This window comes from Ruegeria sp. AL1, assembly GCF_056540905.1.
Genome location: NZ_JBQFXP010000007.1, coordinates 216,129 through 241,073 on the forward strand (window position 1 = coordinate 216,129; position 24,945 = coordinate 241,073).

General features: G+C 58.9%; 28 protein-coding genes. 17 read left to right on the forward strand and 11 right to left on the reverse strand.

Annotated features, from left to right (window positions below):
• Nucleotides 1-61: 61 nt before the first annotated feature.
• Nucleotides 62-553 carry a DUF3576 domain-containing protein gene (locus ACRZ9X_RS13155; protein WP_480519535.1) on the reverse strand — a complete coding sequence of 164 codons (492 nt, stop codon included), beginning with the start codon at nt 551-553 and terminating at the stop codon, nt 62-64.
• Between the two features lie 270 nt (nt 554-823).
• Here ACRZ9X_RS13155 and ACRZ9X_RS13160 point away from each other — a divergent pair, with 270 nt between their 5' ends.
• Both ACRZ9X_RS13160 and ACRZ9X_RS13165 read left to right on the forward strand, forming a co-directional pair.
• A complete protein-coding gene (locus ACRZ9X_RS13160; RefSeq protein WP_480519537.1) occupies nt 824-1,795 on the forward strand; it encodes a porin in 972 nt (323 codons plus the stop codon).
• A gap of 103 nt (nt 1,796-1,898) precedes the next feature.
• The gene (locus tag ACRZ9X_RS13165; protein ID WP_480519539.1) at nt 1,899-2,558 is read left to right on the forward strand and encodes a YggS family pyridoxal phosphate-dependent enzyme; all 660 of its coding nucleotides are present in this window, start codon (nt 1,899-1,901) and stop codon (nt 2,556-2,558) included.
• Here ACRZ9X_RS13165 and ACRZ9X_RS13170 read toward each other — a convergent pair.
• The gene (locus tag ACRZ9X_RS13170; RefSeq protein WP_480519541.1) at nt 2,542-3,042 is read right to left on the reverse strand and encodes a L,D-transpeptidase family protein; all 501 of its coding nucleotides are present in this window, start codon (nt 3,040-3,042) and stop codon (nt 2,542-2,544) included. The two genes, ACRZ9X_RS13165 and ACRZ9X_RS13170, sit on opposite strands and share 17 nt — an antisense overlap.
• Nucleotides 3,039-4,133 (reverse strand): GTP cyclohydrolase II, encoded by a 1,095-nt coding sequence (ribA, locus tag ACRZ9X_RS13175; protein ID WP_480519543.1) that lies wholly within the window; start codon nt 4,131-4,133, stop codon nt 3,039-3,041. Before ribA ends, ACRZ9X_RS13170 begins: the two co-directional genes overlap by 4 nt.
• A 161-nt stretch (nt 4,134-4,294) precedes the next feature.
• Here ribA and ACRZ9X_RS13180 point away from each other — a divergent pair, with 161 nt between their 5' ends.
• The 6 genes from ACRZ9X_RS13180 to ACRZ9X_RS13205 all read left to right on the forward strand — a co-directional run bounded on the left by ACRZ9X_RS13180 (nt 4,295) and on the right by ACRZ9X_RS13205 (nt 8,934).
• Nucleotides 4,295-4,981, forward strand: a complete 687-nt coding sequence (locus tag ACRZ9X_RS13180; protein ID WP_480519545.1) for a response regulator transcription factor — start codon at nt 4,295-4,297, stop codon at nt 4,979-4,981.
• Between the two features lie 246 nt (nt 4,982-5,227).
• Nucleotides 5,228-6,220, forward strand: a complete 993-nt coding sequence (locus tag ACRZ9X_RS13185; RefSeq protein ID WP_480519547.1) for an NAD(P)H-dependent flavin oxidoreductase — start codon at nt 5,228-5,230, stop codon at nt 6,218-6,220.
• An 80-nt stretch (nt 6,221-6,300) separates the two neighbouring features.
• Nucleotides 6,301-7,089 carry an exodeoxyribonuclease III gene (locus ACRZ9X_RS13190; protein ID WP_480519549.1) on the forward strand — a complete coding sequence of 263 codons (789 nt, stop codon included), beginning with the start codon at nt 6,301-6,303 and terminating at the stop codon, nt 7,087-7,089.
• Nucleotides 7,090-7,165: 76 nt separating this feature from the next.
• Nucleotides 7,166-8,083: a thioredoxin gene (gene trxA, locus ACRZ9X_RS13195; RefSeq protein WP_480519551.1), complete on the forward strand. Its 918-nt coding sequence runs from the start codon at nt 7,166-7,168 to the stop codon at nt 8,081-8,083.
• A gap of 27 nt (nt 8,084-8,110) precedes the next feature.
• Nucleotides 8,111-8,752 (forward strand): LON peptidase substrate-binding domain-containing protein, encoded by a 642-nt coding sequence (locus ACRZ9X_RS13200; protein ID WP_480519553.1) that lies wholly within the window; start codon nt 8,111-8,113, stop codon nt 8,750-8,752.
• Nucleotides 8,749-8,934: a Trm112 family protein gene (locus ACRZ9X_RS13205; protein ID WP_480519555.1), complete on the forward strand. Its 186-nt coding sequence runs from the start codon at nt 8,749-8,751 to the stop codon at nt 8,932-8,934. The genes ACRZ9X_RS13200 and ACRZ9X_RS13205 overlap by 4 nt, the downstream gene beginning before the upstream one ends.
• On the opposite strand, the gene ACRZ9X_RS13210 is transcribed toward ACRZ9X_RS13205, so the two are convergent.
• Nucleotides 8,931-10,157: an FAD-dependent monooxygenase gene (locus ACRZ9X_RS13210; protein ID WP_480519557.1), complete on the reverse strand. Its 1,227-nt coding sequence runs from the start codon at nt 10,155-10,157 to the stop codon at nt 8,931-8,933. The genes ACRZ9X_RS13205 and ACRZ9X_RS13210 overlap by 4 nt on opposite strands.
• A gap of 93 nt (nt 10,158-10,250) precedes the next feature.
• Here ACRZ9X_RS13210 and ACRZ9X_RS13215 point away from each other — a divergent pair, with 93 nt between their 5' ends.
• The 4 genes from ACRZ9X_RS13215 to ACRZ9X_RS13230 all read left to right on the forward strand — a co-directional run bounded on the left by ACRZ9X_RS13215 (nt 10,251) and on the right by ACRZ9X_RS13230 (nt 16,410).
• Complete coding sequence (locus ACRZ9X_RS13215; RefSeq protein WP_480519661.1) at nt 10,251-11,579, forward strand: amidase; 1,329 nt, start codon at nt 10,251-10,253, stop codon at nt 11,577-11,579.
• 107 nt (nt 11,580-11,686) lie between these two features.
• The gene (locus tag ACRZ9X_RS13220) at nt 11,687-12,868 is read left to right on the forward strand and encodes an aminotransferase class I/II-fold pyridoxal phosphate-dependent enzyme (RefSeq protein ID WP_480519559.1); all 1,182 of its coding nucleotides are present in this window, start codon (nt 11,687-11,689) and stop codon (nt 12,866-12,868) included.
• A gap of 14 nt (nt 12,869-12,882) precedes the next feature.
• Nucleotides 12,883-15,774: a DNA translocase FtsK gene (locus ACRZ9X_RS13225; RefSeq protein WP_480519561.1), complete on the forward strand. Its 2,892-nt coding sequence runs from the start codon at nt 12,883-12,885 to the stop codon at nt 15,772-15,774.
• A 39-nt stretch (nt 15,775-15,813) separates the two neighbouring features.
• A complete protein-coding gene (locus ACRZ9X_RS13230; RefSeq protein WP_480519563.1) occupies nt 15,814-16,410 on the forward strand; it encodes a LolA family protein in 597 nt (198 codons plus the stop codon).
• 12 nt (nt 16,411-16,422) lie between these two features.
• On the opposite strand, the gene ACRZ9X_RS13235 is transcribed toward ACRZ9X_RS13230, so the two are convergent.
• Together ACRZ9X_RS13235 and ACRZ9X_RS13240 are read right to left on the reverse strand one after the other, a co-directional pair.
• Complete coding sequence (locus ACRZ9X_RS13235) at nt 16,423-17,004, reverse strand: transglycosylase SLT domain-containing protein (RefSeq protein ID WP_480519565.1); 582 nt, start codon at nt 17,002-17,004, stop codon at nt 16,423-16,425.
• Between the two features lie 60 nt (nt 17,005-17,064).
• Nucleotides 17,065-17,946, reverse strand: a complete 882-nt coding sequence (locus ACRZ9X_RS13240) for an AEC family transporter (RefSeq protein ID WP_480519567.1) — start codon at nt 17,944-17,946, stop codon at nt 17,065-17,067.
• 80 nt (nt 17,947-18,026) lie between these two features.
• Between ACRZ9X_RS13240 and hspQ the strand changes: the two genes are divergently transcribed.
• Nucleotides 18,027-18,353 carry a heat shock protein HspQ gene (gene hspQ, locus ACRZ9X_RS13245; protein ID WP_480519569.1) on the forward strand — a complete coding sequence of 109 codons (327 nt, stop codon included), beginning with the start codon at nt 18,027-18,029 and terminating at the stop codon, nt 18,351-18,353.
• 34 nt (nt 18,354-18,387) lie between these two features.
• Here the strand turns inward: hspQ and ACRZ9X_RS13250 are convergent, their stop codons facing one another.
• The 3 genes from ACRZ9X_RS13250 to ACRZ9X_RS13260 form a co-directional block, all read right to left on the reverse strand.
• Complete coding sequence (locus tag ACRZ9X_RS13250) at nt 18,388-19,965, reverse strand: gamma-glutamyltransferase family protein (RefSeq protein ID WP_480519571.1); 1,578 nt, start codon at nt 19,963-19,965, stop codon at nt 18,388-18,390.
• A gap of 213 nt (nt 19,966-20,178) precedes the next feature.
• Nucleotides 20,179-20,625 (reverse strand): ATP-binding protein, encoded by a 447-nt coding sequence (locus tag ACRZ9X_RS13255; protein WP_480519573.1) that lies wholly within the window; start codon nt 20,623-20,625, stop codon nt 20,179-20,181.
• Between the two features lie 25 nt (nt 20,626-20,650).
• Complete coding sequence (locus tag ACRZ9X_RS13260; protein WP_480519575.1) at nt 20,651-20,989, reverse strand: STAS domain-containing protein; 339 nt, start codon at nt 20,987-20,989, stop codon at nt 20,651-20,653.
• Between the two features lie 100 nt (nt 20,990-21,089).
• Here ACRZ9X_RS13260 and ACRZ9X_RS13265 point away from each other — a divergent pair, with 100 nt between their 5' ends.
• Nucleotides 21,090-22,262 (forward strand): thiolase family protein, encoded by a 1,173-nt coding sequence (locus ACRZ9X_RS13265; protein WP_480519577.1) that lies wholly within the window; start codon nt 21,090-21,092, stop codon nt 22,260-22,262.
• Between the two features lie 93 nt (nt 22,263-22,355).
• Nucleotides 22,356-22,808: a GAF domain-containing protein gene (locus ACRZ9X_RS13270; protein ID WP_480519578.1), complete on the forward strand. Its 453-nt coding sequence runs from the start codon at nt 22,356-22,358 to the stop codon at nt 22,806-22,808.
• Nucleotides 22,809-22,852: 44 nt separating this feature from the next.
• Here ACRZ9X_RS13270 and ACRZ9X_RS13275 read toward each other — a convergent pair whose 3' ends face one another.
• Nucleotides 22,853-23,242, reverse strand: a complete 390-nt coding sequence (locus ACRZ9X_RS13275; protein ID WP_480519580.1) for an SHOCT domain-containing protein — start codon at nt 23,240-23,242, stop codon at nt 22,853-22,855.
• A gap of 115 nt (nt 23,243-23,357) precedes the next feature.
• Nucleotides 23,358-23,636: a DUF1294 domain-containing protein gene (locus tag ACRZ9X_RS13280; protein ID WP_480519582.1), complete on the reverse strand. Its 279-nt coding sequence runs from the start codon at nt 23,634-23,636 to the stop codon at nt 23,358-23,360.
• A 116-nt stretch (nt 23,637-23,752) separates the two neighbouring features.
• Here ACRZ9X_RS13280 and ACRZ9X_RS13285 point away from each other — a divergent pair, with 116 nt between their 5' ends.
• A complete protein-coding gene (locus ACRZ9X_RS13285) occupies nt 23,753-24,322 on the forward strand; it encodes a helix-turn-helix domain-containing protein (RefSeq protein WP_480519584.1) in 570 nt (189 codons plus the stop codon).
• A complete protein-coding gene (locus tag ACRZ9X_RS13290; RefSeq protein WP_480519586.1) occupies nt 24,322-24,945 on the forward strand; it encodes a LysE family translocator in 624 nt (207 codons plus the stop codon). The genes ACRZ9X_RS13285 and ACRZ9X_RS13290 overlap by 1 nt, the downstream gene beginning before the upstream one ends.

A 24,945-nucleotide genomic window follows, 5' to 3' on the forward strand; every position in this document is an offset into this window, starting at 1 on the left:
TCGTGAATGAAAACGCCGGGACAGAGCCCGGCGTGGTAATATTGTGATTTTCGGCGGGTGGCTAGAGCCTGTTGTCCGCAATGCGCAACTGGCGGGCACGGGACAGAATCGCATCCTCGACCGCGCGGGTGGTTGCGGCGCTGACCGGTGCGCCTCCGTTGGTTTGCAACGAGACCGACAGTGACCGCGCGGCTAGGGCCGGATCGCTGATATGGACGGTGGCACGATATTGACGCCCACCACCGGGCGGTCGCCCGTAACCCGTCAGAATCACACCAGTAAAGGGATCAACCTCTTCAACCGGAAGGAAATTCAGAACGTCCAGCGAAGCGGTCCACAGATACCGATTGACCTGAGTCACCTGTTCCGAGTTGTTTGGTCCGAACACATCCCAGATTGTCGCCCGGTCGGGCTCGTTTAGTTCACGTTCCAGGGTTCCGCTGCCATCTGAAGTCAATCGGCTGGCATCACCCGGAGGGGGGCTTCCGCAAGCTGATGCTAAAGCCGCTGCTGCAATCAATGCCAGAATCGTCTGTGGGCGGGTTTTCAGCATGTCCTGTATCGCCTGTCATGAACGGTCGCGAATACTCCTAGACAAGGACCTGTGGTGCGACAAGTCAATTCTTTGCATATGGAAGTGAACCGCGCGGCAGGATCGGCCCCGATATTACTGTGGCATCCTTGCACCAATCCAACCCGAATGACGGCACGGTTCTTATGCCGACCTTGCGCCAAGGGGGCAAAAAGAGCGAAACGATGTCCGTGCTGAGACATGTGCCTAACACGTCTCGAGTAAAAAATGTTTGAAACCGAGGGAAACAAGATGAAAAAAGTTCTCTTCGCAACGACTGCCCTGCTGGCGACTGCAAGCATGGCATCGGCTGATATCAAGTTCAGCGGCTTTGGTCGCTTTGGTATTGGTTATGAGGAAGATCGTTCCGACACCAACAACAACATCGACGACACCATCCTGATCTCGCGCTTCCGTCTGAACCTGGACGGCGACGCGGAAACCGATGGCGGTGTTCAGTTCTCGGCGCGTGTTCGCCTGGAAGCAAACGAAGACAGCGGCACCGGCGAAGCCGACGCGGCTGAGCTGAGCGGCGCACGTTTCTCGGTTATCTACGGCGGTCTGCGTGTTGACGCGGGCAACGTCTCGGGTGCCTTTGACAACTTGCCGAACCGCGGTGGTAACGAGCCGGGTCTGGAAAGCTTCATCGGTCAGACTTCTGCGATCGATTATGACTTCCTGGCCTTCTCGTCGACCGGTGCAGGCGCAAACGCTGTGTTCTTCCAGTACGCAATTGGCGATTTTGCCTTTGGTGCGTCGTATGACCAGAACACCACAGAAAACGGCAATGCCGCTCTGAGCGGTGCTGACCAGTGGGATATCAGCTTTAGCTACGCGTTCAACAACATCACGGCAGCTATCGCTTACGGTGAAACCGACTCCTCTGGTGGTGGCGACGACCCAAGCCTGCTGCTGTTCACTCTGGGCGCTGACTTCGGCGACTGGAACGTAACCGCTCTGGTTGGTGACGACGAAACTGAATCCACCACTTCCGACAACGACGGTACCGTTTGGGGTCTGTCTGTCGCCTACAACCTGGGCGCAGCAACCACTCTGATCGCTGCATACGGCGACGGTAGCGGCGACGACGACAACCAGCAGTATGGTATCGGCGCAACCTACGATCTGGGTGGCGGTGTATCGCTGGCCGGTGGTGTTGGTAACACCGACGATGGTACCGACGATACTGTTCAGGCCGACTTCGGTGTGGTCTTCAACTTCTAAGTTGATCTGAACTACAAGCTTTTAGGGCAGGTCTTCGGACCTGCCCTTTTCTTTTGGGCCGACATGGTGTTTTTCTGCGCTTAGCACTGAACCAAGAGGTCCCATGCCCCTGCAAGACATCAAAAACCGCATCGCCCAAGCCGAAGCCACTGCTGATCGGGCTGCGGGCTCGGTCAAGTTGATTGCCGTCTCAAAAGTGCAGCCGAATGAGCGGGTCGAGGCCGTTTTGCAGCAGGGTCATCGCTGTTTCGGAGAAAACCGCGTGCAAGAAGCCGTGGGCAAATGGCCCGATTTCCGAAGCCGGTATTCCGGCATTGATCTGCATTTGATCGGGCCCCTCCAGACCAACAAGGTCCGGCAGGCCATGGAACTATGTGATTCCATTCACTCCGTGGACCGTCCAAAACTGGCTAAGACCCTCGCCCGCCTCGCGCAAGAGATTGGCGCGTGCCCGGATCTGTTCATTCAGGTCAATACCGGCGAGGAGGAGCAAAAGGCGGGCATCATGCCTGCAGACGCCGATGGGTTTGTTGGCGAATGCCGCGCATTGGACCTGCCGGTGTGTGGTCTAATGTGTATTCCCCCTGTCGCGGAAGAACCGGCGTTGCATTTCGCGTTGCTGGCAAAGATCGCGGCTCGCAACGGTCTGGACGGACTGTCCATGGGGATGAGCAGCGATTTCGAGACTGCGATTGCGCTGGGCGCGACGCATATTCGGGTCGGGTCCGCCATATTCGGCGCGCGGGTCAAACCTCAGGAATAATCAGGCGCGAACCGGGCACGATGCGTTGCGCGATCCAGAGCAGATGGTCGCGCCGGAAGGCCACACAGCCCTCGGTGGGATACCCCGGTCGACGCCATTGATGCAGAAAAATGGCAGAGCCGCGCCCCGCAACCGCGTTCGGCCAGTTCCAGTCCGTGACCAGAACCAAATCATACAGGGGATCGGCGCGGCGCAAGCGTTCGTGACTGCCGTGATAAGGGGCCGGCACCCGGTGGTTATAAGCTGCGTCTTCTGAATCATCCGACCATAAATCGCCGGGACCAATGGGGCTGGCCCAGGTGTTCGGGCAAGCCATGCGGTCGGCACGATACAGCGTTCCAACGATCCGATGGGTTCCGGCTGGCGTTGCGCCGTCACCTTCTGACTTTTCGGCACGCACGCCGCCCTTTCCAATCACACATGGGAAGATACGTCCAAGAAACCTTACACCACGTGGCGTCAGGACCAAATCGGCTGATGTCACAACAGATGGCCCGACTTCGCGGCTTTGGTCGCCAGATACCCCCGATTATGCGCGGTTTCGCCAACTTTCAGGGGCACGCGCTGGGTCACTGCGATTCCCGTGCGCTCCATCATGGCGATCTTGGCCGGGTTATTGGTCAGCAACCGAACCGAATTGAACCCGAGTGACTTGAGGATATCAGACCCCAGCCGGAAATCGCGCTCATCGTCTTCAAAACCCAGCCGGTGGTTGGCTTCAACCGTGTCAAAGCCCTGATCCTGAAGAAAATAGGCGCGCATCTTGTTGGCAAGCCCGATCCCGCGCCCTTCCTGGTTCAGATACAGCAATACACCAGATCCTTCGGTGCCCATCTGAGCCAATGCGCCACGCAATTGCGGGCCACAATCACATTTCAGACTGCCCATCAGATCACCCGTGAAACAGGCCGAATGCAGGCGGGCAAGCACGGGCTTGTCGCGGTCGGGGCGACCAACCTCTACCGCATAGTGTTCTTCGCCCCCGTCTTCTGGACGAAACACATGCAAGCGCCCCGCCTCTGATACATCCATCGGTAGGCGCGCGGCAGCAATCGCGTGCAGCGGGCTGCGGTCCGTCAGATGTGGGGCCGCACGGGAATGGTCGATGCAGGTCAGCCCATGGGTCGCTGCAAATGCCGCACCATTTTCGACAGGTGCAACGATGGCGGCCGGAAGCAAGCGCGCCGACTTTGTCAGCGCAATCGCCACGCGATGCAGGTTTGCACTGCCCTGACGCTCGGACACGAGCGGTCCCTTCATCGGAGAATTCAGGTCATCGGATGGGTCGGCCACGGACTTAACCCAGGCGTGATCTGCCTCTGCCGGAATCGCAATGCGCGCCAAATCACCATCATAGGCGCGTGCTTTCAGAGTTTCTGCCCGCCTGACCGTGATGGCCACGACCGGGTTGCCACCAAGCCCGCGCAAATCAGCCAGCCGCTGCGGGCTGAGCGTTTCTGAGGCCAGCGCCAGGACACTTGTGCCACTGTCGTCTGTCAATACAACCGGAACACCCATGCGCAGGTCCGCGCGGGCACGGGCCAGCAATTCGGTTATGTCGGGAAAAAGGCTCATGCATGTTACCCTGTAACGTTCGATCTTTCTCCTACCGCGATCTGGGCGAAATGTGAAACAATTCCTCCGTCTCAGACACGAGGGCGTGAAACCATTGCAGCAAACCTTGTTGATGGCGTCTTTTGCACGCAAGTGGTGGAAAAGGCTTAGGAGGACCGGATATGGCACAGCTTAAGAAAATCCTGCTGGTAGACGATGATGAGGATCTGCGCGAAGCGCTGAGTGAGCAGCTTGTGATGACCGAGGACTTTGACGTCTTCGAAGCGTCGGACGGATCATCCGCCATGGAACGTGCCCGCGAGGCGATTTACGATCTGGTCATTCTGGACGTAGGCCTGCCAGATACAGACGGTCGCGAGCTGTGCCGACTGATGCGCAAACAGGGTGTCAAAAGCCCCATCCTGATGCTGACCGGCCACGACAGCGACGCCGATACGATCCTGGGTCTGGACGCTGGTGCCAATGATTATGTTCCTAAGCCGTTCAAATTCCCGGTTCTTTTGGCTCGTATCCGCGCCCAGCTGCGCCAGCATGAGCAATCCGAAGATGCCGTGTTCGTTCTGGGCCCGTACACTTTCAAACCGGCTATGAAAATGCTCATGACCGAAGATGAGCGCAAGATTCGCCTGACCGAGAAAGAGACCAACATTCTCAAGTTTCTCTACCGTTCGACCGATGGAGTGGTGGCCCGCGATGTACTGCTGCATGAGGTCTGGGGTTACAATGCGGGCGTGACCACGCACACTCTTGAGACGCATATCTATCGCCTGCGTCAGAAAATCGAACCCGATCCATCCAATGCGCGCCTTTTGGTCACAGAATCCGGCGGATATCGTTTGGTCTCTTGATCGTTGTGGATTGATGTGGATCAAAGTGATACATTGAAGACATATTTAGGGTGTTCCTAACCCGTGCATGTCCGGGTCATGACATGTACCTCCCTGTTGGACTGCCGGGCCTTATGGCCCGGCTTTTTTCTTTTGAGGTACGAAGGTCTGCATCAGGATTCCTTGGATCATGCCAATTACCCGACGGCTTGACTTGTCCAGGTGAACCGGTGCCAATTCAGCACATTACATCGAAAGGGCGAATAATTGGCACATGACATCTGTAGTTTGCTGAATGTTACAAAGCCCATCCTGTCCGCCCCGATGGGCGGAGCGGCAGGTCCCGAGCTTGTCGCGGCTGTCTGTAACGCAGGCGGGTACGGTGTCATCCCCTTGTGGGGGAAACCTGAGGAACAGGTCGCGCATGGGATTGACCGGATACGCGCGCTGACTGACCGGAATTTTGCGGTCAACCTGAACCTTGGCTTTCCATTCGAAGATCAGCTTCAGGTATGCATCGACAAGCGGGTTCATGCGGTGTCCCTGTTCTGGGGGCACGATCCTGCGGCGATTTCGAAGGCCAAGCAGGCCGGTCTGGTCGTGATGGCCAGTATCGGGAACGCAGAAGAAGCCCGGATCGCTCAGGATGCCGGTGCGGACATCATCGTCGCTCAAGGGTGGGAAGCTGGCGGTCACGTCTGGGGGCAGGTTTCGACTATGGCGCTGATTCCGGCCGTAGCCGACGCGGTCTCGATCCCCGTCGTTGCTGCGGGAGGCATCGCGGATGGGCGCGGCATGGCGGCGGCTTTGATGCTCGGCGCGTCGGCTGTCTGGATTGGGACGCGTTTTCTGGCCAGCACTGAGGCGACAATTCACGAGGTCTATCGCAATCGCATCCTGACGGCGACCGAGACACAGACCGAATGGTATCATGACCTCTATGACGTGAAATGGCCGCAAGCCCCGCATCGCGCGCTTCGAAATTCCACAGCGCAGAGCTGGAGGGACGCGGGTTCTGCCGGGCCGGGATATCGCCCAAACGAGCAGGAAGTTATCGGCCACCGACCGGATGGAGAGGCCGTGGTGCGATACCAAAGCTACACGCCGTTGCCGGGTACGGAAGGCGATATCGAAGCAATGTCACTATGGTCGGGGCAAGGTGTCTCGCTGGTCCAAAAAGTGATGCCGGCCGCCGAGATAGTTGATGAGATATTCGATGACGCGCAGGCTCTGTTGAAATCTGGCGTTTCGCGACTTTGATCAGCGGGTCTCTTTTTCCGATGGCCCCCTTTCGTTCACCACGCTAACGTGGCGCCAATCGCGACAGAGGAATACCGACTATGCCTTTCACCCTTGCCACCTGGAACATCAACTCGGTCCGTCTGCGCGAACCTATCGTTCTGAAATTATTAAAAGAAGAAGCTCCGGACGTCCTTTGCCTGCAAGAGTGCAAGTCGCCCGTCGAGAAGATTCCGACCGAAGGGTTTGCGGCGCTTGGCTACACGCACATGGTCGCACGGGGTCAGAAGGGGTATAACGGTGTCGCCATCTTGTCTCGCCTGCCTATGGAAGAGGTCGGCGACAAGGACTTCGCAGGTTTGGGTCATGCCCGACACATCGCCGGTCGTTTGGAAAATGGCGTAACGGTCCACAATTTCTACGTCCCGGCAGGCGGCGACGTGCCGGATCGTGAAGTGAACGAGAAATTCGGACAGAAGCTCGATTACCTGGCCGATATGCGCGACTGGTTCCATGCCGAGACGCCGCAGAAGTCCATTCTGGTTGGTGACCTGAACATCGCCCCGCGCGAAGATGATGTGTGGTCACACAAGCAGTTGCTCAAAGTTGTCTCGCATACGCCGATTGAGGTCGACACCCTCGCGGAAACGCAGGAAGCAGGCGGTTGGGTCGATATCACGCGCAAGGATATCCCGGAAGGTCAGCTTTACAGCTGGTGGTCTTACCGGGCCCGCGATTGGGATGCGGCGGACAAGGGGCGACGGCTGGATCACGTGTGGGCCACGCCGGATATTTCCAACGCCGGGCATTCCAGTCGCGTTCTGCGGGACGCGCGCGGATGGGAAAAGCCCAGCGACCACGCCCCTGTTTTCGCCACATTCGATCTGTAATTGCGCAACTCTGCCCTTGGTTTCCGCGGCTTGAGGTTGCATATAAGGCGCAAGTTCGAACCGGAGACGATACCCAATGGACCTTCTGAGCGGCGCAGCCAATCCTGACACCACCGACCTGATCAAGGACGGATCCGAGGCCACCTTTATGGCTGACGTGGTCGAAGCGTCGCAGGAAACACCGATCATCGTTGATTTCTGGGCCCCATGGTGTGGCCCGTGCAAGACGCTGGGCCCCATGCTGGAAGAGGCCGTGACCGCCGCCAAGGGCGCGGTGAAGATGGTCAAGATCAACGTGGACGAAGCGCAGATGATCGCGTCGCAATTGCGCGTGCAGTCGATCCCCACCGTTTACGCCTTTTTCAAAGGACAACCTGTTGACGGGTTCCAGGGCGCAGTGCCTGGCTCGGAAATCAAGGCTTTTGTGGACCGGGTAATTGAAGCCGCAGGTGGAGAAAGCCCGGGTGGTCAGCTGGATGAGGCCGTTCAGGCGGCCGAAGATATGTTGGCCGAAGGCGCCGCAGTGGATGCGGCGCAGACATTTGCCGCCATTCTTGGAGAAGATCCGAACCACCCTGCCGCGTATGGGGGGCTGGTGCGGGCGCATATCGCCTCGGGTGATCTGGAGCAGGCCGAAGCGATTCTGAACGGTGCCCCTGCCGAGATTTCGACCTCGACCGAGGTTGAAGCTGCCCATGCACAGCTTGAGCTGGCAAAGCAGGCCGCTGATGCAGGCCCTGTGGCCGAGCTGACCGCAGCGGTCGAGGCAGACCCCGACAACCACCAGGCCCGGTTCGATCTGGCGCAGGCGCTGCACGCGAATGGCGACGTGGAAGAGGCCGTGGCGCAATTGCTGGACTTGTTCCGTCGGGACCGTGAATGGAATGACGGTGCGGCCAAAGCGCAGTTGTTTACCATCTTTGATGCACTCAAGCCCAACGATCCGATTGTTCTGAACGGACGTCGCAAACTCAGCTCAATGATATTTGCCTAAATTCTGAACAGAGCTAGACTCGGGTATATGATGCATCCCGCCGATCTGCCGGAAACCGTATCCGTATTTCCATTGCCCGGGGCGCTGCTGTTGCCGCGTTCCAGGCTGCCATTGCATATTTTCGAACCCAGGTATCTGCAGATGCTGGACGATGCGCTGAAAACTCCCGAGCGTCTGATCGGGATGGTTCAGCCGAACACTTGTCAGGGCGACGAAACCAAGCTGCACCAGATTGGGTGCGCCGGGCGCGTGACCCAGTTTTCAGAGACCGAGGATGGCCGGTATCTGGTCACGCTGACAGGCGTTTCCCGGTTCCGCGTCACCACCGAGTTGGACAGTTTCACGCCATATCGGCGCTGTGCCGTGTCCTGGGCCGGGTTTGACCGCGACCTTGGCAAGGCTGAGACTGATGACGCGCTTGACCGTAGTCGTTTCCTGGATTTACTCGAGCGTTTCTTTTCCTCGCGGTCGCTGGCAACGGACTGGGACACGATGAAAGACGCCGATGATGAGTTGCTGGTGAACTCGTTGTCGATGCTGCTGGATTTTGACGCTGAAGAGAAACAGGCCCTGTTAGAGGCACCTTGCCTGCGGACTCGCCGTGAAACCCTGGTCACATTGATCGAATTTGCCATGCGTGGCGGATCGAATGAGGAAAAACTGCAATGACCGCATCTGAACCCGCCTTTGATCGGCACATGCTTGAGGCGCTGATCTGCCCGCAGACACACACCACACTGCATTACGATGCCGAGCGACAGGAACTGGTTTCAAAAGCTGCGGGTCTGGCATTTCCGATCCGCAATGGCATTCCGGTCATGTTGGTCGATGAGGCGCGCGAGCTGGATTAAATCGCGCGTCCCTGCAGCAGTTTCGGCAGGTCCCCGGTCAGACCGGCGGCCTCGCGCACGAAACCACGCCGCAAGCCGGGCAGGGCGCCAACAACACCCATTCCGATATCGCGCCCGATCCGAAGAAGCGGATTATCGTTTGAGAACAGCTTGTTGAACACGTCGGTCGCCATGGCCAGGGCGGCAGTATCGAACCGGCGCCACTCCTGATAACGCTCCAGTACCAGGGTCGATCCGATGTCCTCGCCCCGGCGTCCGGCCAGGGTCAGTACCTCGGCCAGCGCGCCTACATCGCGAAGACCGGCATTCAGGCCTTGCCCTGCAATCGGGTGCATTCCATGCGCGGCGTCGCCCACCAATGCCATCCGCGCGCCGATAAATGCATTGGCGATTGTCAGGTTCAGCGGGTAGGTAAACCGGTCCCCCTGCAGGCGGATATCACCCAGAAAATCGCCAAACCGCGGGCGAAGGACTTGCAGGTAGTCTGCCTCGGGCAAGGCGTTGATGCGGGCTGCCGTCTCGGTGCGTTCGCTCCAGACGATCGAGCTGCGATTGCCTGTCAATGGCAGGATCGCCAATGGGCCGGGCGGCATGAAGAATTGGTGCGCGACGCCGTGATGCGGCAGGTCGTGTTCAATGGCACAGACCAGCGCGGTCTGACCATAATCCCACCCGGTGCGTTTGATCCCCGCCCGCGCGGCGGTGCCGCTGCGGCGGCCATCGCACCCGACCAGCAGGCCGCCGGCCAACAAGGACCCGTCATCCAGTGACAAGGTCACGCCGGTCGGGTTGCTTTCTTGTGCCACCACCGTGCGGCCGCTGATCCGGGTGATCGCCTTGTCCGCAGCCATCGCATCCAGAAAGGCGCGGCGCAGGTGGCGGTCTTCGACCATATAGCCCATCGGGCCTTCTTCGATCTCGGCATGGTCGAAATGCATGAAAAACGGGGATGGGCCTGTTCCGGCATGACCATCGGTCACCTTGATTTCCAACATCGGCTGGGCGTGATCAGCCACCCGCTCCCACATTCCGACAGCGTCCAGCAAGCGTTTGGAAGCCAAAGCCAGCGCATAGGCGCGCCCGTCGAAGGCGGCATTCTTGCGCACCGTTTCTGCCAATGCGTCGATCACTGTAACGGTGTGGCCCGTCTGCGCCAAAGCCAGCGCCAGAGCCGGGCCATTCAGACCGCCACCTACGATCAGGATATCGGAATTATGTGTCATGATCCGCACTATGCGCGCCCTTTCGGGATTGTCCATGTGCGGTCCTGTCGCTACCGTCCGGTCATAGCTTGGAACTTCGAACGGGGGCAGGGGATGCAGGACTGGCTGACCATGACAGCATGTGATCTGGGCCGGGGGATCGGGATGGGCCAGATCGACCCCGTCGCGTTGACCGAGACCTATCTGTCGGCCATCGACGCACATCCTCATCGGGATCGCATCTATGCGCGTGTCACTCATGACCGGGCCCGGGCCGAAGCGAAGGCCGCGCAAGAACGGGCCAATCTGGGTCTGCGCCGGTCGCTGCTGGATGGTGTGCCGATCAGTTGGAAAGACCTGTTCGACACGGCAGGAATTGCAACCGAAGCCGGATCGGCCCTGCTAAACGGTCGCGTGCCCCGCGCCGACGCTGTGGTGCTGCGCAACGCGACCTCCAAGGGAACTGTGTGTCTGGGCAAAACCCACATGAGCGAGCTGGCCTTTTCCGGTTTGGGCCTGAACCCTATTACCGAAACACCGCCCTGCATTGACGATGAAGATGCGGTTCCGGGCGGATCGTCATCGGGGGCTGCGGCCTCGGTCGCGTGGGGGCTGGCCGCCTGCGGGATTGGCTCGGATACCGGTGGATCGGTGCGTATCCCATCGGCCTGGAACAATCTTGTAGGGCTGAAAACCACCGCTGGACGTGTGAGCCTTGAAGGCACGGTGCCGCTGTGCCTGAAATTCGACACGGTCGGGCCTCTGGCCCGGTCGGTGGAAGATGCCGCCCACATGCTCGCCCTGCTTGAGGGCGGTGCGCCTGTCGATTTGCGCGGCGCAACACTGAAAGGACGCCGCTTTGCCGATCTGCAGACCGTGGCCCGGGATGATTTGCGCGCTGTCCCCGGTCAGGCCCACGAGGCTGCACTGGCCCGGTTGCGCGATGCCGGGGCAGAAATCGTACCGATCGAAGTGCCGGAGCTGGCCGAGGCCATGGCGCTGTCGGGTGTGCTTTATACCACCGAAGCCTATGGATTGTGGCGCGATGTGATCGAGGCCAACCCGGACGCGATGTACCCCGAAATCCTGGAGCGCTTCAGGAGCGGCAAAACCGTATCTGGCCCGGATTACGTCGCCGCCTGGGCCAAGCTTGAAGCCTGCCGAAACGCCTGGGATGCGGCGACCTCGGGGTTTGATGCTGTGCTGGCCCCGACCGCGCCGATCCTGCCGCCCAATCTGGAGCGTCTGATCACGGATCACGACTTTTACGTCACCGAAAACCTGCTGTCGCTTCGCAATACCCGAATTGGCAACCTGATGGGGCTGGCCGCGTTGACGTTACCCACAGGAACTCCCGGCTGCGGGCTGATGATGTTTGGCCACCCACGGTCCGAAGAGGTGCTGTTGCGGCTGGGTTCCGCCGCCGAGACGGCTTTGGCCTGAATGCCACAATCCCCTGATTCGGCACCGCTTTGTCTGGACGAAGCGCGAGGCGGGCTGTAACCTGCTGGCAAACGGGGCGTTATGATCCCGACATTGAGGCAGTAGTTATGAATTTCCCCGAGCGGTTTTCGAACCTACCGGAATATGCATTCCCGCGTCTGCGCACCTTGCTGGATCACCACCAGCCGGGCGGAGAGGTTATTCACATGACCATCGGTGCGCCGATGCATGATTTCCCAGCCTGGGTGACGGACGTCATCACCGAAAATGCGGCGGGTTTTCAAGGCTATCCGCCCAACGAAGGCTCACCCGAGCTGCGCGGGGCAATTGCCGACTGGATCAAGCGCCGCTACAGCGTCGAGATGGACCCTGACACCAACGTCATGGCGCTGAACGGTACCCGAGAAGGTCTGTATAACGCCGCAATGGCGCTGTGCCCCGAGCAGAAGAACGGCAAAAAGCCGGTGATCCTGTGCCCGAACCCGTTTTATCAGGTCTATATGGTCGCCTCGATTTCGGTCGCGGCCGAGCCGGTCTTTGTGCCCGCCACCGCAGCGACGGGCCATCTGCCCGACTATGCGGGCCTGCCCGAGGACATTCTGAACCGCACTGTAGCCGCCTATATCTGCTCGCCCGCCAACCCGCAGGGGGCGGTGGCATCACGCGATTACTGGGCCGAACTGATCCAATTGGCCGAGAGATACGATTTCCGTATCTTCGCCGACGAATGCTATTCCGAGATCTACCGCAACGACGCGCCGACCGGTGCCTTGACCGTCGCGCACCAGGTGGGTGCCGATCCTGAACGCGTCATCCTGTTCAACTCGTTGTCGAAACGGTCCAACCTTGCCGGGCTACGCTCGGGCCTGATCGCGGGCGGGCCAGAGACGATCAAACGTGTGAAACAGTTGCGCAACTACGCTGGCGCGCCCTTGCCCTTACCGCTTCAGGCGGCAGCCGCCAAGGTCTGGGCGGATGAGGTCCATGTGGCCGAGAACCGTGCGCTGTATCAGGAAAAATACGCCATCGCCGATGAGGTCTTTTCCGGTGTGCAGGGATACATGTCGCCCGAGGCCGGGTTTTTCCTGTGGCTGCCGGTCGAAAACGGCGAAGAAACAGCATTGAAAGTCTGGAAGGATACCGGGGTTCGGGTTCTGCCGGGCGCATATCTTTCTCAGGGCGATCCGGGGCAAAACCCGGGCGAACAATTTATCAGGGCTGCCTTGGTGGCCCCAAAAACAGAGTTGCAGCGCGGGCTGATTACGTTGCGCGACTGCATCTATTCGTGAGGTACGAGGGCAAAATGGCATCATTGAACGCGCGAAACCGCGATCCGTTACTGGATAGCACCACGCAGGCCGCGATTGAACGGCGCAGCAAGGAACTGATCGGAATTGCTCTGATCCTGCTGGGATGTGCTGCTGCTGCGATGATCTGGTCATACACGCCGGATGATCCAAACTGGATGGTGTCCACTGATGCACCGGTGCAAAACTGGATGGGCCGGATTGGTGCCTCGATTGCCGCGCCCTTGTTCATGATCGTCGGTTGGGGCAGCTGGAGCATCGCTTTGGTGCTGATCGGCTGGGGTTTGCGATTTGCCGGGCATTTTGGCGAAGACCGGGCGATTGCGCGCCTGATATTCGCTCCGATCTGGATCGCGATTGTGTCCGTTTATGCAGCCACGCTTGTTCCGGGTGAGGCGTGGCGCGCAACCCACAGCTTTGGGCTGGGGGGATTGTTTGGTGACACGGTCATGGGGGCTCTGCTGACGCTGCTGCCGGTGGCATCGCATTTCATGGTCAAGCTGATGTCGCTTGTGATGGCTGCAGGAATGCTGGTCCTGGGTGTCTTTGTACTGGGCTTTACCCGGCAGGATGTCCGAAAGGGCTTTCGCGCGTTTTTGTTGGGATTGGTCATGTCTTATGACGGGCTGATGAATGTGCTGGGGCGGGGGGCGTCTGCGACGGCGCAAGCTGCACGGGACCGCCGCGCGCATTGGGACGAACGCAAGGCTGCGCGTGCTTTGGCTGTCGAAGCCGAGGATGAAGACGCGCTTGCCTATTCGGATACTGTCTTCGAAGAACCTCCGCTGGAGGTACCGGAGCCTGCAAAACCGGGCCTGTTGGCGCGTATCCCTGATCTGATCCGACGCCCGGATCCGATGCCCGAACCCGAACTGATCGATCGCGCACCCGTGTCCGGATTCGACGAAATGCCGGGCGAAGACCGCATCCGATCCAAGATTTCCGCCGCCGTGCGCAATCGGAAGGTCGCAACGGGAGAGATGACGCCCGAACCCGATCCTAGCCTGCCACTGACCAAAGGGCGTGGCCGGGGCCCGGACCCGCTGATCCTGAACCCAAACTCTGGCGACGCATTGCCGCCCGAGCCCCCCGTGACCATGGCGGGTTTGCCGCCGGAGCCGGTCCTGACTGCGGACCCTGCACCCGAATGGCGACAAGACCCGTTGCATGAGGAGTTTACAGCCGAAGCAGATTTCGACGACGTGTTCGAAGACGCGCCAGAGCCCGCGCCGCAAGCGCGCCCTGCGGTCAAAATCCCGGTGGCTGAGCCGCGAAAGCCAGTTGTCGCGCAGCCTGTCCGTCGTGCGCCGCCACCTTCGCGCCGCGCACAAGCCGAAGCACAGCCTGCACTATCCTTCGAGGAAAAACACTCCGATTTCGAGCTGCCGCCGCTGGGTCTGCTGGCCAACCCGGCCAGCATTCAACGTCATCACCTGAGCGATGAGGCGCTGGAAGAAAACGCACGGATGCTGGAAAACGTGCTGGACGACTACGGCGTGAAGGGCGAGATCGTCAGTGTCCGCCCAGGTCCTGTCGTCACCATGTACGAATTGGAGCCTGCTCCGGGCCTGAAAGCCAGCCGGGTGATCGGTCTGGCCGACGATATCGCGCGGTCGATGTCGGCGTTGTCTGCGCGGGTGTCGACCCTGCCGGGCCGTTCGGTTATCGGGATCGAACTGCCCAATGAAAATCGCGAGATGGTGGTGCTGCGCGAAATCCTGGCCAGCCGCGATTTTGGCGACGGCAACCACGCGCTGCCATTGGCTTTGGGCAAGGATATCGGGGGCGAGTCCGTTGTGGCGAACCTTGCGAAGATGCCTCACCTACTGATCGCGGGAACGACCGGTTCCGGTAAGTCAGTGGCGATCAACACGATGATCCTGTCGCTGCTGTATAAGCTGTCACCGGATGAATGCCGCCTGATCATGATCGACCCCAAGATGCTGGAACTGTCTGTGTATGACGGCATCCCGCATCTGCTCTCACCCGTTGTGACCGACCCGAAAAAGGCGGTCGTCGCCCTGAAATGGGTGGTGGGCGAGATGGAGGATCGATATCGCAAGATGTCCAAAATGGGCGTGCGCAACATCGCGGGCTACAACGGACGCGTGAAGGACGCGCTGGCCAAGGGTGAGCTGTTCAGCCGCACGGTACAGACCGGATTCGATGACGAAACCGGGGAACCGATGTTCGAGACCGAGGAATTCGCCCCCGAAGCGATGCCCTATATCGTCGTCATCGTCGATGAGATGGCCGACCTGATGATGGTCGCGGGCAAAGAGATCGAAGCCTGCATCCAGCGTCTGGCACAGATGGCGCGGGCTTCGGGTATTCACCTGATCATGGCGACGCAGCGTCCGTCGGTCGATGTGATCACCGGCACGATCAAGGCGAACTTCCCCACCCGGATTTCGTTCCAGGTGACCTCAAAAGTCGACAGTCGCACCATTCTGGGCGAGATGGGCGCCGAGCAACTGCTGGGGCAGGGCGACATGCTCTATATGGCGGGTGGCGCCAAGATCACCCGTTGCCACGGGCCGTTCGTGTCGGATGAAGAGGTCGAGGAAATCGTCAACCATCTGAAACAGTTCGGCCCGCCGGACTACATGAGCGGCGTGGTTGATGGACCGGCTGAGGAAAAGGCCGACAATATCGACGCCGTTCTGGGCCTGAACACCGGAGGCAACACGAACGGAGAGGATGCCCTGTACGATCAGGCGGTGGCGATTGTGATCAAGGATCGCAAATGCTCGACCTCCTATATCCAGCGGAAACTTGCCATCGGCTACAACAAAGCCGCCCGGCTGGTTGAGCAGATGGAAGAGGAAGGTGTTGTTTCCGGGGCAAATCACGTGGGTAAGCGCGAAATCCTCGTCCCCGAGCAATAGGATATTTAATAACAAGGGCAGAGCGACTATCTGGGTCTCATGAAACAGATTGCTTTTGCCCTTGTTCTGACACTGGCTGCGCCCGCCGCATGGGCGGCGGACAAGCTGCCACTGTCGCAGATATCTAACTATCTGAACCAGTTGAAAACGGTTCAGACCACGTTCACGCAGGTGAATGATGACGGCTCGCTGAGCACCGGAAAGCTGTGGCTGCAGCGACCGGGCAAGATGCGGTTTGAATACGATCCGCCCAATGATGCGGTGGTGCTGGCGCGGGCCGGAACCGTGCAGATTTTTGATCCAAAATCGAACCAGCCGCCCGAGCAATACCCGCTGCGGCGCACTCCTCTGTCGCTGGTGCTGGCGCGGAATGTGAACCTGTCGCAGGCCAATATGGTGGTCGGACACGATTTTGACGGAACCGCGACTGTGGTGACAGCGCAAGATCCCAAAAACCCAGAAAACGGACGGATCGAGCTGATGTTCACAGGTGACCCGGTTGAGCTGCGCAAATGGGTTATTCACGATAATGCGGGCGGACAGACAACGGTATTGCTTGGCCCGCTGACCGAAGGCGACCGCATCGACTCGAGCCTGTTTTCCGATAGAAAACGCCGCGGGTCAGGCAATCGCTGACCCGCTCGTGTTTCAATACCGGCAGTTGGCCAACTGCGCCTGATACAATTGCGCACGGGCATCTACGTCGCTTGCGACGTTTAACAGCCATGACTTTTGATTATAACTGCCGCGCGCGAAACCGGTGTGGCCCTCATGATAAGCTAGGTACTGGTTGCGCGTGTCCGCAGGGTGAATACCGTTGCGTTCGTAGCTTTTGTTCATGTACCAGCCGATGAAATCCGATGCATCGCGGATGCGATCCCGCTTGGCGCGGCGTTTGCCGGTTTCGCGCTGATATTCTTCCCATGTGCCATCAAGCGCCTGACCATAGCCATAGGCGCTGCTCTGGCGGCCCATCGGAATAACGCCCAGCACGTATTTATGCGGGGTGCGCGCATCGTGGCGATAGCGGCTCTCCTGATAGATCGTCGCCATCTGAACGTGGACGGGAACGCCCCATTTCCGTTCGGTGCTTTTGAAGGCCTTGATGTAATCGGGTTTTTCGCGCGCAATGCTGCACGCGTCGTTCAGTCTGCTGGGCGGCTGTTTGGAGCCACCCCCACAGGATGCCAAAAGCAGCACCCCGAAGAGTACGAAAAGAATTCTGCTCATGTGCCTCGTGCCTTTTTCTTTTATTCTAGCGCAGATTGAGCTTTGAGGAAATCACAATCGTTACAGAACAATAGCTAGAATTATAGGCATCGCTGCCACAGAAAGCAGCGTGGACATCATGACCATACCCGCAACCGCGTCTGCATCGGCCTCAAAGCGTTCGGCCAGCAGGTATGAGGTCACGGCCACGGGTGCGCACATCTGAACCACCAGCACGCCGAATGCCACCGGGCCAAGGTCGGAAGTTGCGGCCAAGGCCCATCCCACACCGAAACAGACCGCCAGCTTGAGTCCTGACAGCCAAATGGCCTGGCCGAGTTTCTTCGTTGTCAGCCGTGCAATCGCCACACCCACGGTGATCAGCATCAGCGGAACTGCCATCTGACCCAGCAGATCCAGCGTGTTTGTCAAAAACACAGGCGTTTCCCAGCCGCGCCACAGAAACAGCGCCCCCAGCAACGTTGCCCAGACCATCGGTTCGCGCAGTACTTTTCCAAACGCTCCGCGCCCTGCCACCAGATAAATCCCGTAGGTAAAGGAAAACAGCGCAGTCACGGCCAGAAAGATCACGGCAAATCCCAGCCCGGTCTGACCAAAGGCGAAGATACACAGCGGCAGCCCAAGGTTGCCGGTATTTCCGAAGATCAGCGGAGACAGGTAGGTTCGCTGTTCCAACCGTGCGACACGCACAAACACCCAGAATGCGCCAGCCAGAACCACATGCCCCGCAATCGCCGCCAGGGTGAAAAGGGTAAGGTCGCCACCCGGAATGTCCGTCTGCATCAGTGCCACGAAAATCAGGCTGGGCACGGCCAGCGTCACTCCCAGGCGTGTGACAAATTGCAACCGGTACTCGAATCCCAGCTTGACCCAGGCGAAACCTATTGCAGACAAAAGGAAAACCGGAGCCACAATCTCAAACACTGTCAGAATTATGTTCACAGACTGTTTCCCCGAATTTCAGTTCAATTATTGGCTTTTGGGCCCGAAACGATGTAGTAACGTGTTCGGGGGCTGGAACAATGCTTAAAACGAATGCCAAATACGGACTGGGACAAGTGGTCCGACACAAGAAACATCCCTTCCGAGGGGTGATTTTCGACGTGGATCCTGAATTCTCGAATTCTGAAGAGTGGTATCAGGCCATCCCGGAAGACAGTCGTCCCATCAAGGATCAGCCATTTTATCACCTGCTGGCCGAAAACGACCAATCCTTCTATGTTGCTTATGTTTCAGAACAAAATCTGATCGAGGACCAATCTGGAGAGCCGGTCGATCATCCTGATATCCCCAATATGTTCGGTCCATTTCAGGACGGGTCTTATCCGTTGCACTTCCAACTGAACTGACTGACGGTGATCAGGCCGGATCGCGGATGCGCGCTTAATACCCAAGCGCACACCCATCCTTCCGCGGGTCGCTTGCACCCTCTAAAACGCCACTGTCCAGGATTCGAATGGCCTGTGCTCCGCCAAGTGGGGTTTCCGGAACCTCAACAGAGTGGCCCATTTCGGATAACTGTTGGCGCACTTTAACGTCATAGCCGCGTTCGACCTTTAAAACGCCCCCATCGGCAAAGGCGCGAGGGGCATTCAGGTTTTCTTGAAGCTCTGTTTCATAGTCCACCAGGTTGGACAGGAACCGGGCATGGCCAGTTGGTTGGTAGGCCCCGCCCATCACGCCAAAGGGCATCATAACTTGCCCTTTCTGGCGCAGCATCCCGGGAATAATCGTGTGCATTGGCCGTTTGCCCGGGCCCAGTTCGTTGGGATGCCCGGGAATCAGATTGAAGCCAGCCCCCCGGTTTTGCAGCAAAATTCCGAATTTCTCAGACGCGATGCCTGATCCAAACCCGTGGAATATCGAATAAATCAACGAGACCGCCATCCGGTCGCGGTCAACGACCGTGATGTAAACGGTATCCTTGTGCACGGATTCCGTCAGCGGGGCCGCCGCCGCCATAGCACGGTTCGGATCAATCAAACCTGCCAGCCGTTTTGCTGTTTCGGGGGCCAGAAAATGTTCCATCCGCGCTGTATGATCGGGGTCAGCAATAAAGCGGTTTCTTGCATCATAGGCCAGTTTGGAGGCTTCGGCCTCGATGTGAATGCGTTCCGCGCCCCAGGGGTCCATCGCGCGCAGATCAAAATGACTCAGGATGTTGAGCAGTAAAATCGCTGTGGCACCCTGACCATTGGGCGGGTGTTCCAACAGTTCCATTCCGCCGTAATCGCCGCTGACAGGCTCTGTCTCCTCGCATCGGGTCGCTTCGAAATCCTGAGCTGTGTGCGAACCGCCCAGATTGGTCAGCGCAGACCTCATGTCATCGGCAACTTCGCCGGAATAGAACGCCGCGCGCCCGTCTCGGGCAAGACGCCTTAAGACTTCTACCTGACCAGGGGCGCGAAAAATATCACCTGTCCCAAGGGCCCTGCCGTCCCGCAAATAGTGACGCCGTGCCGCGCCTTGCAACGCATTCGTGCCGTTGACCCAGTCGTAAGCAACACGCGAGGCGACCGGGATGCCGGCGTCTGCGTAATGGATGGCAGGTTGCAGGATCGCATCCAGCCCCAGCCGCCCTTCGGTCTGCGCCAGATGACAAAACGCATCCACCGCCCCCGGTATTGTTACCGCATCTGTGCTTGTCACCGGAATGGTGTCCAGACCATTGTCCCGCAGCGCCTGTGCATCCGCTGCAACCGGAGCCCGCCCCGATCCGTTCAAGGCCCTGATTCCGTTTTCGCCCGCCCGGTTGAACAGGACAAAGCAATCTCCGCCCAGACCGGTCATCTGCGGCTCACAAAAACCTAGCAAGACCGCCCCGGCAATCGCCGCGTCCATCGCGTTTCCGCCGCTTTGCAGAATGTCCAAAGCAGTCTTTGCGGCCAATGGATGAGACGTTGCGCACATTCCTTCGGTTGCCAGAACTTCGGAACGGCCTGGTTGGTGCAAGTCGCGCATGCTGGGGTCCTCTGCGTGGTTTCGCACAGACAGTATGTCGGCTGCGTGCATAGTCCAATGAAATCAGAGGGGGAGGTCCTCGGCGCCGTTCACTGGGTGGGGGCTGTGACGTTCGACGCCGAGGGAAGCTATCTGAGCTACCCTGTCTTTTTGACCGTTGTTTGAGGCACGACAATGGTCCGATCAGGGCGTTATTGTGGCATTTGACATTGCTTACTTCATGTCCGCAAACACAAACCTAAGACGCAATGTGTTTGTTCCTTCGACCCTTTGGTATTGCACTTCGCTTGTCAGTTTGCGGATCAGGAACCAGCCAAACCCACCTTCCGGCAAATCCGCAAGCTCTGTTTCAACCGTCGCCGGAGTTCCGTCGGGCACACCGGCATCCGGCATCGGATTGCCCTTGTCCGAGATTGAGACGTCCAACATTTTCTTGCAAAGACGACAACTGACCATGATCTCAGTGGGCACGACGCCTGCATAGGCATGCTCGACCACATTGTTGATCGCCTCGGTCACGGCAATTCTGATATCATCCGCCTTGTCTGTCGGAAGCCCATGCGTCCGTAAACGCGTGCTCAGCGTCTCGATGCCTTGGCTTGCATGCGCATCTACCGCCGGAAAGCTGAGGTCCAGGCAGTTTTCTTCACGGTCAGACACCACGATGATCCAATCCGGGGCGGCGTCAGACGCGGCCCGAAGTTATTGCGTCATCCAAGCCGGCAAACAGCCGGAAGACGGTGTCCATGCGGGTCAGGCGAAACACCTTTTCCACAACGGGATGCAAACCGGCCAGATCCAGTTTTCGGTCATTTCCCAGTTGTTTCATCGAAGCGACAATGGCGCCAAGCCCGCTTGAATCGATGAACTCGACCCCAGACAGATCCAAAACCACCCGCGACGCGCCATCGACGGTCTCTGCGCGCATATCCTCTTTGAACTGAATCGCCATCGCCGCGTCAATCCGGCTGCAATGAACGGTGATGACCTGGGTTTCCCCGGCCATGGAACTGCTGAGCGTCATGATCGCCGTCCTCAGATTTGAAATTTATTGGTAGAAATACGCTAGACTGCATTTCTTACCATTCGGTATCCAGAGGCTGAATTTTTGACGGAGGGGTCACATGAAGGAAGTCGTGATAACCGGGGCCACACGCACGCCGATGGGCGGGTTTCAAGGAATGTTTGAAAGCGTTCCGGCGACCGAACTTGGCGGTGCTGCCATTCGCGCCGCGCTGGCGGAAGCTGGTGCCGCAACCGTTGACGAAGTTCTGATGGGCTGCGTGTTACCTGCCGGTCAGGGGCAGGCTCCGGCCCGTCAGGCGGGGTTTGCTGCAGGGTTGGGGCAGGATGTTCCGGCCACCACACTCAACAAGATGTGCGGCTCGGGCATGAAAGCTGCGATGATGGCCTATGACCAAATCGCACTCGGCCATGCCGATACCATGATTGCCGGAGGTATGGAGAGTATGACCAACGCACCCTATCTTCTGCCGAAAATGCGCGGCGGTGCCCGCATCGGCCATGGTCAGGTCGTCGACCACATGTTCCTCGATGGTTTGGAAGATGCCTACGACAAGGGTCGTTTGATGGGCACCTTCGCCGAGGATTGTGCCGAAGCCTATCAGTTCACGCGCGAAGCTCAGGATGAATACGCGCTGCAGTCGCTGTCCAACGCCTTATCCGCCCAAGACAGCGGCGCGTTCGACGGTGAAATCACCGAGGTCACTGTACAAACACGCAAGGGCACATCCGTGCTGGCAAGCGACGAACAGCCAAAATCGGCGCGACCAGAGAAAATCCCGACCTTGAAACCGGCCTTCCGCAAGGACGGTACAGTAACGGCTGCAAATTCCTCGTCAATTTCTGACGGTGCGGCTGCATTGATGCTTGCATCGACCGACGCGGCCGAGGCCGACTCTTTGACTGTACGTGCGCGCATTGCCGGTCACGCCAGCCATGCGCAGGCTCCCGGCCTATTCACAACGGCACCGATTCCCGCCACACAAAAACTGCTGGCCCGCCTCGGCTGGTCAAAAGAAGACGTGGATCTTTGGGAGGTTAACGAGGCATTCGCTGTTGTGCCGATGGCTTTCATGCACGAGATGGGCCTGTCGCGTGACATCGTCAATGTCAACGGCGGTGCCTGCGCCTTGGGTCACCCGATCGGGGCATCAGGCGCGCGGATCATGGTAACACTGCTCAACGCGTTGGAAAAACGAAACCTCAAACGCGGTGTCGCCGCCATCTGCATCGGAGGTGGTGAAGGCACCGCCATCGCTGTCGAACGGGTTTGACCCTTCATCTTTTTCCAAATACTCCGGGGGTGAATTGAGCCGCAGGCTCAAGAGGGGGCCGCGCCCCCTGCACCCTCAACAAGGTCAGGCCGCATGACTGTCGATTACACCACCCTCGCAAAAACCATCGCCGCGCTGACCGCAGGCGAAACGGACCAGGTCGCTCTGATGGCCACCGTCACTTGTGAGGTGCACCATTCGGACGACCGCTTTGACTGGACCGGATTTTACCGGGTGACCGAGCCGGGAATGCTTAAAATCGGCCCGTATCAGGGCGGGCATGGCTGCCTGACCATCCCATTTGATCGCGGCGTTTGCGGCGCTGCGGCGCGAACAGCCGAGGTTCAGCTAGTCCCGGATGTTGATGCCTTTCCCGGGCATATCGCCTGCGCGTCCTCCACGCGGTCCGAACTTGTGTTACCGGTTCGAAACCGCGATGGCGAAGTCATCGCCGTGTTCGACATCGACAGCGATCAGCCTGACGCGTTTTCCGACCGGGATGCGCGCGAGCTAGGCGCGATCCTGACGCGCGTCTTCAAAGGATAAGGGCGGCGTCAATCCGCCCCTTCAACCGAAACTTAACTCAGGTCTCAGGCCGACAGAATCTTGGCTTTCTGGCTGGCGAATTCCTCATCCGTCAGCACGCCTTTTTCTTTGAGCGCGGCCAGCCGTTCAAGCTCATCGGCGGTCGAAACATTTGCGACCGACCGGATGTAGTCTTTCTGTGCCTTTTCGATCTGTTCCATCGCATCGACATTGTGCTGATGCATCTGATCGCCCCGCACGATCAGATAGGCCAGCACGCCCAGCCAGGGGATCAGGATGACGAAGGCAATCCAGATCGCCTTGGCAAACCCACTCAGATCTTTTGAGCGAAAGACATCCGCGACCACCGATATCATCACCCAGAACCAGGCGACCATCAGGAACAGCCAAAAAATCGACCAGACAATATCAAAGAAACCGAGCCCGTTTTCCATTTTCGATCCAACCCTCTTGAATATCTGAAAAAACCTCTGCAACCAGAGATCACGTCAATGTAACAGACAAGTGGTGCACCGGTCATTCCAAACCCGCGCCGTGCACCGGGTGTTTCTACGAAACCGGAAGAATTTCGGTCATCAGAACAAAGATCAGCGCGCCATGGACGGCCAGAATGGCGAATAGTTTGGCCGAGAAGCCTGTCTTACGCGTCTTGTGCCCAAAGATCCATCGCCCCAGCACCGCTCCGGGGCTACCGCCAAGAACCGCCAGCCACAGCAAACGCCGCTCGGGCACGCGCCATCTTTTCCGGCGCGCGCGCAGCTTGTCCCAGCCAAAAGCCAGCAAAGTCAGGGCGTTGATCACCCACAGGTACAGCACTGCAATCCACATGCTGCCTGCATAGCCAAAGGATTCGACGCACCCAAGTGAAAAAATGCTTTGAAATTTCACCGATTCGAGGCATCGTGAAATTTAAGCTGAAAATTTCACGAAGATCGGAGCGCATTTTGAACAGCCAGGCCCCTCATAGCGCCTCTCTTGGTGCCGATCTGCGCGCCCTGCGCAAAGCGCGGGGTCTGACACTGACCGAGATCGCGGCGCGGCTGGATCGCTCGGTCGGCTGGCTCAGTCAGGTCGAGCGGGACAAGTCCGAACCTTCGATCTCGGACCTGCGGCAGATTGCGCAGTGCCTCAACGTTCCGATGTCCATGCTGTTCGGCCAATCCGCAGCCCCTGCCGACGAACAGGGCCTTGTCGTTCGCGCGGGGTCCCGTCGAAAGATGGGATCCGGCGAGGAAGGTCTGATCGAGGAATTGCTCTCACCCGATCTGACCGATGACTTTGAAGTCGTCCATTCCACGTTCCAACCCGGATCCCGTCTGAAAACGCCCACGCTGCGTCCGACGCAAGAGGTGGGCTATATCCTGTCCGGCAAGCTGGACCTGACCATCGGGGATCGTTCGTTCACTGTTGGTCCCGGAGACAGTTTCCGCATTCGGAATGAAAGCCATCTTTGGTCCAATCCCTATGATGAGCCCGCCGTGGCCGTCTGGGTCATCGCGCCGCCGGTGTACTGATGAGTTTCGAGGCCTGGACCATATTCGCACTGTTCTGGGTGGTGTTCGTCACCACCCCGGGGCCGAATGCGGTCAATTGCATCTCAAACGGCATGAGCCTGCCGTTTCCCAAGGCCATGCTCGGCGTGCTGGCAATCCTGACGCAGGCCAGTGCGTTTCTGATCCTGTCGGCGCTGGGCGTCACGGCGCTGATCGCGGCCTCACCCACCGGGTTCTTCGTCGCCAAATTGATCGGAGCTGGGTTCCTGATCTGGATGGGGGTGCGCGGTTGGATGAACGCCAGTAAGCCCGCGCCCGCCTCGGAACGGCCCGCGCGGCACATCTATTTGCATGCGCTTGCCGTGGCGACGATCAACCCCAAAAGCGTGGCCGGATACCTCGCGGCCTTTTCGCAATTCGTGCAGCCGGAGGTTCCGATCTGGCAGCAGATGGAGGTCATCATGCCCACCGCGCTGGTCATTACCACGCTCAGCTATACAGGCTTTACCCTGCTGGGTGCGCTGATGGGCAAAGCGGCGCTGGGCGCTGTGTTCAACATATGGGTGCGCCGCATCATGGCGACCTGTTTCATCATCTACGGCGTGTTGCTGGGCACCAGCACCACGCCCACAGCAAAGGGGTAA